The sequence below is a fragment of the Streptomyces sp. NPDC059142 genome, from assembly GCF_042755665.1.
In the GTDB taxonomy this organism is placed as follows: domain Bacteria; phylum Actinomycetota; class Actinomycetes; order Streptomycetales; family Streptomycetaceae; genus Streptomyces.
On the sequence record NZ_JBHZDA010000043.1, the window covers coordinates 1 to 13,457 of the forward strand.

General features: G+C 69.4%; 12 protein-coding genes. 6 read left to right on the forward strand and 6 right to left on the reverse strand.

Annotated elements, in window-relative coordinates:
- Positions 1-413: 413 nt before the first annotated feature.
- Positions 414-1,076 (reverse strand): TetR/AcrR family transcriptional regulator, encoded by a 663-nt coding sequence (locus ACFXPK_RS17500; protein WP_385076209.1) that lies wholly within the window; start codon positions 1,074-1,076, stop codon positions 414-416.
- A 108-nt stretch (positions 1,077-1,184) separates the two neighbouring features.
- Here ACFXPK_RS17500 and ACFXPK_RS17505 point away from each other — a divergent pair, with 108 nt between their 5' ends.
- The 3 genes from ACFXPK_RS17505 (at position 1,185) to ACFXPK_RS17515 (ending at position 3,924) form a co-directional block, all read left to right on the forward strand.
- Positions 1,185-1,763: a class I SAM-dependent methyltransferase gene (locus tag ACFXPK_RS17505; protein WP_385076212.1), complete on the forward strand. Its 579-nt coding sequence runs from the start codon at positions 1,185-1,187 to the stop codon at positions 1,761-1,763.
- 325 nt (positions 1,764-2,088) lie between these two features.
- Positions 2,089-3,063, forward strand: coding sequence for a helix-turn-helix domain-containing protein (locus ACFXPK_RS17510; RefSeq protein WP_385076215.1), 975 nt, complete (start codon positions 2,089-2,091; stop codon positions 3,061-3,063).
- A gap of 198 nt (positions 3,064-3,261) precedes the next feature.
- Positions 3,262-3,924, forward strand: a complete 663-nt coding sequence (locus tag ACFXPK_RS17515; RefSeq protein ID WP_385076218.1) for a terpene synthase family protein — start codon at positions 3,262-3,264, stop codon at positions 3,922-3,924.
- A gap of 167 nt (positions 3,925-4,091) precedes the next feature.
- Here the strand turns inward: ACFXPK_RS17515 and ACFXPK_RS17520 are convergent, their stop codons facing one another.
- The 4 genes from ACFXPK_RS17520 to ACFXPK_RS17535 all read right to left on the reverse strand — a co-directional run bounded on the left by ACFXPK_RS17520 (position 4,092) and on the right by ACFXPK_RS17535 (position 7,518).
- Positions 4,092-5,963: an ABC transporter ATP-binding protein gene (locus ACFXPK_RS17520; RefSeq protein WP_385076221.1), complete on the reverse strand. Its 1,872-nt coding sequence runs from the start codon at positions 5,961-5,963 to the stop codon at positions 4,092-4,094.
- Entirely contained in the window at positions 5,945-6,112 is a 168-nt protein-coding gene (locus ACFXPK_RS17525; RefSeq protein WP_385076224.1) for a hypothetical protein, read from the reverse strand. Before ACFXPK_RS17525 ends, ACFXPK_RS17520 begins: the two co-directional genes overlap by 19 nt.
- A 486-nt stretch (positions 6,113-6,598) precedes the next feature.
- The gene (locus ACFXPK_RS17530; RefSeq protein ID WP_385076226.1) at positions 6,599-6,916 is read right to left on the reverse strand and encodes a hypothetical protein; all 318 of its coding nucleotides are present in this window, start codon (positions 6,914-6,916) and stop codon (positions 6,599-6,601) included.
- Positions 6,913-7,518: a SigE family RNA polymerase sigma factor gene (locus ACFXPK_RS17535; protein ID WP_384995020.1), complete on the reverse strand. Its 606-nt coding sequence runs from the start codon at positions 7,516-7,518 to the stop codon at positions 6,913-6,915. Before ACFXPK_RS17535 ends, ACFXPK_RS17530 begins: the two co-directional genes overlap by 4 nt.
- A gap of 634 nt (positions 7,519-8,152) precedes the next feature.
- On the opposite strand from ACFXPK_RS17535, the gene ACFXPK_RS17540 reads away from it, so the two are divergent.
- The 3 genes from ACFXPK_RS17540 (at position 8,153) to ACFXPK_RS17550 (ending at position 11,840) form a co-directional block, all read left to right on the forward strand.
- Positions 8,153-8,848, forward strand: a complete 696-nt coding sequence (locus ACFXPK_RS17540) for an alpha/beta hydrolase (RefSeq protein WP_385076229.1) — start codon at positions 8,153-8,155, stop codon at positions 8,846-8,848.
- Positions 8,849-9,108: 260 nt separating this feature from the next.
- Positions 9,109-10,311, forward strand: a complete 1,203-nt coding sequence (locus ACFXPK_RS17545) for an IS110 family transposase (RefSeq protein ID WP_385076232.1) — start codon at positions 9,109-9,111, stop codon at positions 10,309-10,311.
- Positions 10,312-10,559: 248 nt separating this feature from the next.
- Entirely contained in the window at positions 10,560-11,840 is a 1,281-nt protein-coding gene (locus tag ACFXPK_RS17550) for an alpha/beta hydrolase (RefSeq protein WP_385076234.1), read from the forward strand.
- Between the two features lie 63 nt (positions 11,841-11,903).
- Here ACFXPK_RS17550 and ACFXPK_RS17555 read toward each other — a convergent pair whose 3' ends face one another.
- The gene (locus ACFXPK_RS17555) at positions 11,904-13,232 is read right to left on the reverse strand and encodes an MFS transporter (RefSeq protein WP_385076236.1); all 1,329 of its coding nucleotides are present in this window, start codon (positions 13,230-13,232) and stop codon (positions 11,904-11,906) included.
- Positions 13,233-13,457: the final 225 nt, after the last annotated feature.

Below are 13,457 nucleotides of genomic sequence, written 5' to 3' on the forward strand. Positions count from 1 at the left end.
CTCCGAACTAAGTTCGGAGGGCCCCTGAATACGCTATGGCGATGAGTCGCGCAGCCCCTCGTCATGGCGCCGGCTTCCCATCGGTGGCGATTGTGCGTCAGCAGAACGCTGACTCACCGAAGGATTCGGGGAAAGCTGTACCGGAAATGGCCCGTCCGGCTCTTTCAGGGGTTTGTGCGCGAGCTCGGTCGGTGGGCGTTTCTGGAGCCGGAGGGTGCTTGTCGAGGATGCGCTGACCTCGGTCGATCCTGTCACGTTCAGCGCCGCCACCGGGGCCACTGCCCTGCGCCTGATCTCCACTGGGAACCCGACCTCGCCCCGAAACCCGAAGATCGGGCCAACGCTTCTCATGTCTCAACAGCTTCTGGGTCGACAGGGGGTTGCGCACAGGTTCCCGTCGCACGCGCGGATGGCTACTCGTGATCGGCGCAAAGGCAGGCTGTCAGCGCTGCGTGCGCCCACTCCTCCCAGGCGTCGGGGGACCAGCCACGGTCGCGGACGAAGACGAGGTACAGCTCCGGGCTGAGAAGTCCGTACAGCAGGTCGGCGGCGCGAGCGGTGTCGATGTCGCGGCGGGCATCGGGTTTGGAGATCAGTGCCTGCGCTGCGGCGTGGTGGACGGTGTAGCGCGGGTCGGGGCCGGCGGGCCACTGCGCGGCGATCTGGGGATCCGTGGCCGCGGCTGCCGTGATCAGCGGCATGATCGGTGCGACGCGGCCGAGGATGTCGCGCACGCCCCGCACGTGGGAACGGAGTTGCCCGGCCGCGGTGGGCTCCGCGCACGCGGCGCGGAACCAGTCCCGGTCCATTGTGGCGACCGGTTCCGCGTCGCCCGCGATGGACGTGTCGACGACGTCCTTGAACAGCGCGCGCTTGTTGCGGAACACGAAGTAGACGGTCTGCACGGCCACGCCTGCGTGGTCTGCCACCTCCTGAAGGCTCGTCGCCCCGTAGCCCTGCGAAACGAACAAGTCGCGGGCCGCGGCGATGATTTTCTCGCGGGTGCGCCGCGAGCGCTCGGCACGCTTGTCGAGGCGCTTGGCGTTCTGTCCGTCGGAACCCTTGACCGCATCCATGCCCGGAGTCTATCTCTAGAGTTAGTCACTAGAGATGAACTCTAATTTCTTGGAGGCGTGACGATGAGTGAGACTCGGACCGTTGCGGAGCTCGACCAAGAGGCAGCTGTGCGCCGTGCGTTGGAGGACTACTACCGGGACGGCAAGCCGCCGTGGGACAGCGGCGTCACGCCGCCCGAACTGGTGGCCCTGGTGGAGGGGTCCGGTGCGCTGATGCCGGGCCAGGCGCTCGAACTCGGCTGCGGCACCGGGACCAACGCGGTGTACCTCGCCCGGAAGGGCTGGCGGGTGGCGGCCGTCGACCTGGTCGACCGCGCGGTCCGCCAGGCCAGGGAGAAGGCGGCCGCGGCCGGAGTGGACGTGCCGGTGGTGTGTGGGGATGCCACCCGGCTCGACGAAGTGGGTCTGCCCGGCCCGTACGACCTGTTCTTCGATCTGAGCTGCTACTGCGGGATTCCACCGCACCGCCGCGACGCCTATGCCGCCGGCCTGACGGAGCGTGCCGTTCCCGGCGCACGGCTGCTGATGTTCGGGTACGGTCCGGGCGCGTTCGACGACACGTTCTCCGGTGTCACCGCCGACGAACTCAGGTCCAGGTTCACCGGGTGGCACCTGGCCGACGTGACACCCGGCACGAACGCGGTTCCGACGTTCTGGTTCACGCTGCACCGCGCCGCGGCGACATGAGCCCAGCTGCACCGGACGGACCACCGATGTCACGCATGGTCGACCCCACAATGCATCTCGAAGCGGCTGCCCGCAGCCGCTGCCGTCCCCAGCTGCCGACTGTCACGAACTCCCCCGGCACTGAGCGGACTGCTGCTGACTGTCCGTGATGTGGCCGGAAACCGGGGGCTGTCCCCTGTGGCAGTCGGACCCTACGCCGATAGTGTCCGGCCTGCTGGGACCGGCCGTCCTGACTTGTTCGGCTGCCGGTCGACCGGTCCGTCGCCCGAGGAGGCGGGGAAACGGATGGCAGCCGGTCCTGACTCGATGAAAGAGGGTGGGGGAGATGCTGGTCGAGACGGTGTTCCGCAGTGAGGACGTGCCGGCGGCGGACCGGTTCGAGTGCTATCGGGAACTCATGAACCGGGCCTACGCGCCGATGGAGCTGAGCAGCGGCCATGCGCCGGATTTCCGGGCGCACCAGCGTCTGATCGGACTCGGTGCTGTGTCGGTGTGGCCAGGTGAATTCGAGCCACTGCTCCTCCGGCGGACGCCGAAGCTGATCCGGCAGTCCGACCCCGAGGTCTATCAGCTCACTCTCGTCCTGAAAGGCAGCGGGAAACACAGCCTGGGCAGGCAGGAGACGATCTGTGACGCCTACGAGTTCCACTCGAACGACTCGTCGCGGCCGTCCGAGACACGGACCGGCCAGGGCTGGACCAGGATCATCGGAGTCGAATTCCCCAAGACACAGTTGCCCCTGCCGAGGAGCCGGGCCGACCAGGTGATCGGACGGCACATGTCTGCACAGGACGGCATAGGCGCCCTGCTGGCCCAGTTCCTCATCCAACTGACCCGTGACACCGGCCAGTACACCCCTGACGACGGACCCCGGCTGGGAACGGTGGCGATCGATCTGACCGCCGCCCTGTTCTCCCACACCTTCGGCGCCGACACCTCACTGGCGCCGGAGGCCCACCGGCGAACTCTCACCTTGCGCATCCAAGCATTCATCCAGCAGCACCTGCACGACCCCGCTCTCACCCCGCGTTCGATAGCCGCCGCACACCACATCTCCCTCAGCTACCTGCATCGCCTCTTCCGGCAAGAGGACGCCACGGTCACCTCCTGGATCCGGCGCCAGCGCCTGGAGCGCGCCCGCCAAAACCTCACCGACCCCTCACTTCGCACCATCCCCATCCGCACCATCGCCACCCGATGGGGATTCACCCACTCCACCGACTTCAGCCGCGCCTTCCGCACCGCCTACGGCCTCCCACCCAGCGACTACCGTCACCAGAACACCCGTCCCACGGCATAGACGCAACGTCAAGACCTGCTCAGCGGCCGCTCCAGGTACGCTCCGGGGTACGCGGTACGGCCGGCCGGGGTCGCCGCGCGAACCAAACAAGGGAGCCGAGCAGCTCGGCTGCCCTTGAGCAGGCAATTCGAGCTTGGTGACCCGACGTCAAGGTTGTTCGGCGCACCCCGGAAATCTGTGTCCTTCAGATCCGGCACTGTGCCAAAATCCTGCGCATGTCTGTGGGAGGAGGACGATCTGGTGGTGAAAGCGCTGGCCGATGTGTTGGCCCGGATCGCCCCGCCCATGTCCACGGCATGGCGCCGACGACTGGACCAGAACCTCGCGAGCCCTCTGCGGGAACGGGGCAGTCTGGAAATGCGCCGGGGCACACCGACCACCCCCACCGCGGCGGAAACGCGGCGGAGACGCTTCGAGACCGTGTCCGCCTTCGCGTTCTACGACGTGGTGGAACGCGCGATCAAACACGAGGTACCCGCCCAGGTCCTCGACGGCGGTCCCTATCCGCAGATGCGTACCGTGGCCGCCAAAATGATGTTCCTGATCAACGACTTGAACAGCCTTCCGAAAGAGATCGACGGAGGCGATGCCGCGCACTACAACACCGTCGCCGCCCACAGCACGGAGGAGAAGGTCTCCCTCGAACAGGCGGCGGACGCCGCCAACACCCAACTGAACGCCTACGCACGCGAGTACCTGTCCCTGCAAGGCCCGCTCATGGATCACCTGGACACACTCGAACTCTCCGACTCCGGCCGCTTCCAGGTGTGGGAGAACGTACGCGCCGTGGCGGCCTTCCTGGGCGGAGCGGTGGAGTGGCACCGTACGGCCCCCCGCTACCGGGAGCCGTACACCTCCTGACCACCGGCGGAGAACGCCACGATCCGCAAAAGGGGGCCCGGCCACCGGAGACTGCTCCCGGGCGACTACCCCGCGCGGCTCGTCCTCGGGGAGCGGGCCCGGAGCGGTTCCCCGGCATGCGGGACCAGCACACTGCCCCGCCGTGGAGCGGCGGCCACCGGAACGGATCACGAGTGTGTCCCGTGCTGCTTCCCGTCGCTCCGGGCTGTTTCGGAGGTGACCTGGTAGGACAGCAACTGCTGGAAGAGGCCCTCTTGTCCGGCGAGCTCCTGGTAGGTGCCTTCCTGTACGATCCTGCCTTCGTCGAGGACCACGATCCGGTCCGCCACCGCGACGTTGGTGATGCGGTGGGTGACCAGCAGGACCACTCGGTCCTGTGCCAGGCCCCTCAGCCGCTGGAAGATGCGGTACTCCGCACGGGGGTCCAGGTTCGCGGTCGGTTCGTCCAGGACCAGCAGCCCCGCCTCGCGGAAGAACGCCCGCCCGAGAGCGACGCGCTGCCACTGGCCGCCGCTGAGTTCCTCCCCGTTGAGCCATTCCCGGGCGAGGAGGGTGTCCAGGCCGGCGCCGAGCCGGTCGACGACCTCGTCGGCGCCGGCGGCCTCGCACGCCTCCCGCACGGCCGCGTCCCCGCGCGGCGAGGGCTGTCCGAGGGTGATGTTCTCGCGCACCGTCAAGGGCCAGTGCGCGTAATCCTGCGGTACGAGTGCGACGTGCTGCCACAGCGCCTGTGGGTCTGCCTCGCCGGTGGGCGTGCCGTCCCACAGCACCTGTCCGGCCGTGGGCAGGTACAGGCCGCTGACCAGCTTCGACAGCGTCGACTTCCCGGAGCCGTTGAAGCCGACCAGGGCGGTGACTTCGCCCCGGCGAAGGGTGAGCGTCACGTCGGACAGCGCGTCCCGGTCCTTGCCGGAGTAGCGATGGGAGACCGACGTGATCTCGATCCTCTGCGGCGGTTCGGGCCGGTAGGGGCCCCGGCGCATGCGGAACCCGCCGGCCTTGTCCAGGAATCCGGTCCAGTCGTCCATGTACAGCCCGGTGCGTACGGCGCGCGCCCCGACGGCCACCAGTCCGCGGACCGACTGCCCTGCCGTCTGCAGGGCGAAGACGGCTGTCCCGGCGTGTCCGACGCTGATGCGACCGGTGGCCAGCAGCCACACGACCGCCGCCCACACGATCATGGAGCCGATGCCTCCGCACACCGCGCCGACCAGGGACATGCGCGCGCCCGTGTCGGCCGCGGCCCGGTCCTCGCGGTTGATCCGGGCGACCGTCTGCCGGTACCGGCCGGACAGGAAGGCGGCCATGGTGCCGGCGCGGATCTGGTCGGCGGCGTCCTTGGTGTAGATGTGCCAGCGCAGAACCGAGAGCATCCGGTTGTCGCCGTTGCTGCGCAGGTTCGCCAGGTAGCGCACCCGGGCGGCGCTGACCTGGGCCAGCGCCTGGGGCAGGCTGGCCGCCACCAGGAGTGGAAGGAGCACCCAGCTCACTCCGGCCAGCACGATGGCCCCGGCGAGGAAGGAGGCCGCGGAGGCGATCAGGTCCTGTCCTTCGTCGATCAGGTCTCCGGTGACCTGCGCGCCCCGGTCGGCGGCCTCGCGGTCGCGGTTGAAGTCGGGCTCGTCGTAGGCGCACAGCTCCACCTCGGCGCAGCCCGTCAGGAGCATCTGCTCGGCCTCGCGTGACATCAGCGGCCCCAGCCGGGAGGACAGCCAGCTGACGGTGATCCCCAGGAGCGCGCGCACCCCGGACGCCGCGGCGAGCAGGGCCACGGACGGCCACGCCTGCAGGAGCCGGTGGTAGACGTCTCCGCTGTTCAGCAGCGCGGTCAGGGTGCCGCTGATGGCGACCAGGCCCAGGGCCTGCATCACGCCGGCGACCACCTGGCACAGCAGGAGACCGACGGTTGCCCGCCGGTCGACCCGCCAGGCCAGAGCCAGCGACCGGCGCACCAACTGCGGTAATCGCTTGGCCATGTCGCGCATCCGGATCGAGCGGCCGGCCGCTTCACGGCTGCCGGTCAGATCCACGTACCGCATCTCCGGCCCGGGAACGGCCGTCTCCGTAGCGGCCCCAGGATCAGCAGCGGCCCCAGGATCAGCCGCGGCACCAGGATCGGCAGCGGCCCCAGGGCCAGCAGCGGCACCAGGACCAGCAGCGGCCCCAGGATCGGCTTCGAAGGGGACACCCGGTTCGTTCACCGGTCCGGCGGGCTTGGACGCGGGCGGGAGCGGGGCGGTGCGCGGCCCCGGCACCTCGGCCGACGCATCGGTGGGCTCCTCGCTCATGCTGCCCATCCCGTCTCCGGTCGTACCGAGCCGATGACGCCGTCGACGGAGTACCTGATGGCACGGAGCTGTCGTTCGATTCCGGGAGGCCGGTGCGCAGCAGCGGAAGCGGTATGCATGGTGTCCTCCAACGGGGCGGCGAGATGGCACTGGTGCTCTAAAAACGCGCCGGATCCGGTCCCGTCACGGCCCGATCGCGGGCATTTACTGAACGACAGTTCCAATAGGGCGGATTGGGCGTACGGGCCGCGGTGAACGAGCCCCAAACTCGTTCGATCAGGGCGGGTCACTCCTTCGGCGGATTGCAGGCGAGAGGGGCGGGAAGCAGACCCGCCGCGGCCTCGGTCCCGCCGTTCCCGTCATCCGCTTCGTGGAGAAGACCCGGTTCAGGGACCCCGCGGTGCGATGGGTCCCGGTGTCTCGTCCGGCGAGGAAGGGGCGGGTGGAGGTGGCGTGCTGCTGCTCGGACGTGCGGGTGCGGGGGTGTCGGCGGGGACCGGTGGCCCGCCCCGGGAGAGGAGCGCCGGCAGCACGAGCAGGACCGCTGTCACCGCCGCGGCCAGAAGGACCACCGCGGCCGTGCGCACTCCGGGGCGGACGGCGGCCCGTACGCGGGTCGACGGCGGGTGGGCCTGGTGGAGCGCGGTGACCTGGTCGGCGCGAGCGTGCAGTGCGGCGCGAAGGCGGTCCTCGACGGCTGTCATGACGTCTCCTTCAGTCTCTTGGCCAGAGCCTTGAGTGCCCGGCTCGCTGTGGACTTCACCGCGCCCCGGGACAGGTCCAAGGCTGCCGCGATGTCCGCTTCGGACAGGTCCGACCAGTACCTGAGGACGAGGACCTCCCGTTGGCGCACGGTGAGCAGTCTCAGTGCTCGCAGCACTTCCTGGTGTTCCTCCTTGAGGAGGATCTCGTCCTCCGGTGGCGGTGCCGGGAGGATGCGCGGAGGGATGTAGGCGCGCACGGTGCGCCTCCTGCGCAACACGTCCCTGGCGGTGTTGACCACGCTGCGCCGTACGTAGGCTTCGGGGTCGGCGATGCTGTCGAGCGTGCTGTTGTGACGTCGGTAAAGGGCCGCGAAGGCTTCCTGGACGACATCCTCGGCTGTGGGGATGTCGTCGACCAGCAGGACGGCCAGGCGCACGAGGTCGAGTCTGCGGTGGCGGTACAGCGCGTCGATTCCTTCCGAGGCCGCGCCGGACGGTCGGCCCTTGAGGCCCGATGTGTTCCGGTCATGGAAGAGGCGGGCCAGCAGCCATCGCCATCGGCCGAGCGGGAGACCACCTTCACCGGCGGAAACGGCCGTCATCAGCGGCGTTTCCCGGCGCGCACCGTGCTGACGTCCTGACGCCGCGTGTGCCGGCCGTCATCCGGCCCGGGGCGCCGTGGGAACGCCGGGATGCTGCCACGGAGGGTCTCCCCGCGGGATATTTCTGGCATATGCGTCAACCTGTTGCGTGAATCGAATGGTTCAGGACTTCCAGAGAGGTCCTCTACCGAGAAGGACGTGTGGGGCGCCGACAGGTTGCAGTCCACCACGTGGTGCGGGCGCACGGTTGCGGCGTGGCCCGGCCGTCTCCCGCTTCCGCGACATTGATCATCGCGGCCTGCAACCTCGGGCGGGTCCGTACGTCTGTCAGGGCGTGGGGGATGTTCCGCCCCGGTGTGCGGACGTGCGTGTCCGGCGTGCGCGGGACACGTCGCCGTCGGATGTGAGACTGAGGAAGATCATGCGGAGAGTCAGAGCTGTTGCCACCGCCGCCCTGGTGTGTCTGGTCCTGGTGTCGGGCTGTACGAGCCCGGCCGACGGGGCCGGGCGTGACGGAGAAGCCGGCGCTGTGACGTCCACCGCGCCGACGCCCTCCGGGGCGCGGAGCGGTGTTCCCGCGCCACCGCCGGATCATGAGCCGGTCCCGTACGAGCCGAGCTCTCCCGATCGCACGGTGCGCACGGATCGTGGGTATCTCGTCAACACGTGTGTGCCCGAGGACCTGAGGAGTAAGGCCACCACACTGACGACCGGTGACGGGGTGCGTCTGTCGGCGCTGGCCCTGGGGGAGGGCCCCGACGGCGTTCTGCTCGATCACGAGCAGGGTTACAGCATCTGCTCGTTCGTCGACATCGGGCGGCAGTTGGCGAAGCGCGGCTACCACGTGGTGATCCCCGAGTACCGCAATCACGGTGCGTCCCAGAGAACGGCCGTCAACGAGAACGTGGACCGCGATGCCCGCGCCGGACTGGCGGAACTGCGGCGTGTCGGCGCGAAGAGGGTGTTCCTCGCGGGGGCGTCGTGCGGGGGGACGACGGCGGCGGTCGCCGGGGTCGACACGCCCTTGCGGGTGGTGGGCCTGTTGATGATGTCCTCGCCTGCCCGGTGCATCGGAGCGGACGCCGTACCGGCGGTGAGGAAGCTGCGGGTTCCGACGCTGCTCGTGGTATCGCCCGGTGACATGCAGGGCGCGGTGGAGAAGCAGGTCCGTGAGGTCCACGCGGCTTCCGTCGCCCGTAAGAAAGAACTGGTCATCGACGAGAGCGGTTACCACGGAACGGACATGATCAAGCGGGCAGGTGCTTCGGGGGCCGCGTTGCAGGAGCGGGTCATCCGGTTCGTGGTGGATTCCTACGCCGCCGCCCGCTGAGGACGGCCTTCACCTTCCCCCCCGTTACCTTTTTCGTGGCTCCGCAACGGGGCCTCCGGCCTTCGGGTCCGGCATGACTTCCCCCTCCTGTTGTTGATGATCCGGGGGGTGGTGTCACCGGGCCCGGAGGCATCGACGGACCGCTGATGAGGGGCTTGAGCACCGGCTTCACCCAGGCCGGAAGAGCTCTCCGTAACGTGGATGCGGCAGCTCGGTGCCCAGGCAAGGCCGGACGAGAACGCGAGCGGAGGGGCCTGCACGTGATCGACACCGGCGACATCGACGTCTTCCTCGGCCTGGACGTCGGCAAGGGCGAACACCACGCCACCGCCGTCACCCCCACCGGCAAGAAAGCCTTCGACAAACGCCTTCCCAACACCGAACCCAAGCTCCGCGAGTTGTTCGCGAAACTCCAGGCCAAGCACGGAACGGTGCTGGTCGTGGTCGACCAGCCGGCCTCGATCGGCGCCCTGCCCCTGGCGGTTGCGAGGGACATGGGCTGCCCGGTCGCCTATCTGCCGGGGCTGACGATGCGGCGGATCGCCGACCTCTACCCGGGCGAGGCCAAGACCGACGCGAGGGACGCGTTCATCATCGCGGACGCGGCCCGCGTGATGCCCCACACGCTGCGGGCGATCGACGGCGAGGACGAGACCATCGCCGAGCTGGAGATGATCGTCGGCTTCGACGACGACCTCGCTGGAGAGGCCACCCGGATCGCCAACCGGCTCCACGGTCTGCTGACTCAGATCCACCCATCACTGGAACGGGTCCTCGGCCCGCGGTTGCAGCACCCGGCCGTCCTGGCCTTGCTGGAGCGGTTCGGTTCACCGGCCCAGATCCGCAAGGCCGGACGGCGGCGGCTGGTCACGCTGTTACGGCCGAAGGCCCCGCGGATGACCGAACGGCTGGTCGAGGAGATCTTCACCGCCCTGGACGAGCAGACCGTCGCCGTTCCGGGGACCGAGGCGGCCGCGCTGATCGTCCCGAGCCTGGCCGGATCCCTAACTGCCGTGCTTGACCAGCGCAAAATGCTGGCCGGACGCATCGAGGAACTCCTGGAGGCCCACCCTCTTTCGAAGGTCCTGATGTCGATGCCGGGAGTCGGTGTCAGGACCGGAGCCCGGATTCTGATCGAGGTCGGAGACGGCAGCACCTTCCCGACCGCCGGCCACCTCGCCGCCTATGCAGGACTCGCCCCGGCCACCCGGATCTCGGGCTCATCGATCCGTGGCGAACAGCCCTCCAGACGGGGAAACAAGCAGCTCAAACGGGCGTTCTTCCTCTCCGCGTTTGCCGCCCTGGCCGACCCCGCGTCCCGGATCTACTACGACAGGAAGATCGCCCAGGGCAAGCACCACACCCAGGCCCTGCTCTGCCTCGCCCGACGCAGGGCCGACGTCCTCTTCGCCATGCTCCGCGACGGCACTTTCTACGAACCCCGGCCAGCCGCAGCCGGCTGATCCTCAGCGGCCTCGCCGCACACGGGGCAGTCCTGCTCGTCGACCGAGTCCATCACGACCGGATGACCACAGAAGTCACACGGCCGCATGCCCTCGCCCGCCGGCTCCCGGACAGGCACGTCATCGCTCATGACAGCCACACTGCCACCCGACCACCTTGACCAAAGACATAGGGGCACCCCCCCCGGGCAACGGCCACGAGCGGACCGGACGCTCCGGGCCGGCCCTGTACCCACCGAGGAGACAGAATGAAACGCCCTGTGCGCACACGGAGTTCGGCTCGTCTGCTGGGCCTGTCGGCGGCGGTACTGTCCGTCGCGGCAGCAGCCTTCACGTATACGGATGCGACCGGTGCCGTGACACCGGACGAGACGACGGAGCGGAGCACGGTGTCCCCGTCCGCGTCCACCAGGACGGTCCGCTACGACCTGGGCCATGAGGCATGGCGCCTGCCGCAGACCGGTGAACCCGTCGAGCTGACCGGGGTGGTGCACTACCCCGCCGGCCTGGGCACCGGGCGGCATCCACTGATCGTGCTGCTGCACGGCCTGCACGACACCTGCGCCGACCGGAAGGCGGACGCGGCGCGCACGGCTGCCGAGCGCGACGGTGACGACGCCGCGTACGAAGCCGCCACGGCCAAGCTGGCCGCCTGGCCGTGTGCCCCGGGAACACCCGTCCTGCCCAGCGAGCGCGGATACGACTACCTGGGCCGTGAGCTGGCCGCTCAGGGGTTCGTCGTGGTCTCGGTCGGCGCCAACGGCATCAACGCCTCCTCCTTGTGGGGCGATGACAACGCCGCCGCGCGGGCGGATCTCATCAACCGGCATCTGCGCATGTGGCAGGAGCTCGGCTCCAAGGACCGAGGTGAGCTCGCCGGGAAGTTCACCGACCCGGCGACCGGGGCGGCGCGACGCGTCGGCTTCGCCCACCACGTGGACATGGGCAACGTGGGGATCATGGGGCATTCCAGGGCGGGCGCCGGTGTCACCTGGCAGGCGGCCGACAGCCATCGGGGGCAGTGGCCCCAGGGCGTCGACGTCAAGGCCGTGGCGGCCCTGGCGCCCGCCTACAACGTGATGACGGAGGACATGTCCAACTACACGATCACCAGGACCCCCTTCGCCACCTTCCGGGGAACATGCGACGGACAGGTGGGCGGTGAGGCGCTCTGGTTCGCGGCCGACGCGGCCGAGGGGAACCGCAGCGGCTTCTACCGATTCGCGGTCCACGGGGCGAATCACAACTTTTTCAACACGCAGTGGTCGCCTCGGAGCCGTCAGGTCGCGGCCTCCGACGACGCCACGCCGGTGGAAGGACACCCCGGGCAGTGCACCGACCGTGAGGGCGCGGCGCCGGCCGGACGGCTGACCGAGCCGCAGCAGCGCCATGTCGCCGTCACGTACCTCGGTGCCTTCTTCCGCCGCCACCTCCTCGGCGACACCGGGCAGGACCGGATACTGACGGGGGCCCGGCATCCCGACGCGGCCATCACGGATGTCGACGTCACCACCGCCGCGACTCCCTGAACGGCAGCCGTCCGCGCGGCACGCACCGCCGGTCCGCGGGACGGCTTGCCGCCTGATGTGGTGTCAGGGGCGGCGCTCCTCGGCGACGAGGGCGAGTACGCGCTCGCGCTCGTCGCGGCCCCAGGTCTCCCTGGTGGTGAGAATTCCGACGAGACCGATCAGGGCGGCGCCGAGGTAGAGCAGAGCGGCGCCGGGCCAGCCGAAGGCGCCCACGAGGGCCGCGGCGAGCAGCGGTGCGAAGCCGCCGATGGCTGCCGCGATCTGGTAGCCGAGCGAGGCTCCCGAGGTGCGGGTCGCGGTACGGAACTGCTCGGTGAGCAGGGACCCTTGAGTCCCGGTGAGCGAGGCGTGGATGAGCCCGATGCCGATGATGAACACGGCCACGACCGGTATGGGGTGGTCGGTGTTGGCGAGCAGGTACATCGGGAAGGCGAAGAGGATCGCCGCGACGCAGCCCGCGATGTAGAGGGGCCGTCGTCCGATGCGGTCGGTGAGCGCGCCGGCCAGGAAGGTGACCGCGATGGCCAGGATGCTGGCGGCTGTGATGGCGCCGAGAGCGACGGGTCGCAGATCGGGGTCGCGTTCGGTGATGTAGCTGAGCAGGTAGGTCGCGGTGGAGTAGTAGGCGAAGGATTCGACGACGCGCAGGGCGATCACACGCAGGATGCTCCGCCAGTCGTGGCGGAGAGTCGCGAGAAGGGGGTTCTTCTCGGTCTCGCCGCTGGCCTGGGCCTCCTGGAACTCGGGAGACTCCGAGAGCCGGGAGCGCACGATCAGCGCGACGATGACGAGAACGGCGCTGAGCAGAAAGGGAGTTCGCCACTGCCAGTCGCCGTCGAGTGTGGAGCTCCAGGCGAACACACCGCTGGCGAGCGCGATGCCCAACGGATTGCCGGACTGGGGGATGGCGGCGAACATACCGCGGCGGTGCCATGGGGCGTGTTCGTAGGCCATGGTGATCGCCCCGCCCCACTCGGCGCCGAACGCCAGCCCCTGGATCATGCGGATCGCCACGAGCAGGATCGGTGCGACCACACCGGCCTGTTCGTACGTCGGCAGCACACCGATGAGGAACGTCGCGGCGCCCATGACGACCATGGCGGCGACCAGGACGGGCTTGCGGCCGGCCTTGTCGGCGAAGTAGCCGCCGATCGCGCCGCCGAGCGGGCGCATGACGAAGCCGACCGCGAGGGTGGCGAACGACAGGAGCGTGCCGACGAACCGGTCGCTCTCGGGGAAGAAGACGGCTCCGAAGTAGAGCGCGGACGCCGTTCCGTAGGCGATGAAGTCGTAGTTCTCGACGCTGGTGCCGACGGCCGCGGCGACCGCGGTCTTGACGCGGTCCTTCGTGCCGAGCACGCTGCGCCGTCCAGCGACGCTGCTGGTGGACATGGGGATGCTCCTTGCGGGTGGTCTCCGGATCGCGTGGGTGTGATGCGGGAGTCCCGGGCCGGCAGGGCCGGGACTCCTTTCCGGTGGGTTCCGGGTATGCCGGGTCGGGGCCCCGCGGGTTGGTTAGACCCGGGGCCCCGCGCACCCCCCCCCCCCCCCGGTGGCTGGGAGGCGGGGGGCCGGGGTGTGAGGCGAGAGAGTAGTGAGAGAGCCGCCCCGGTTGAG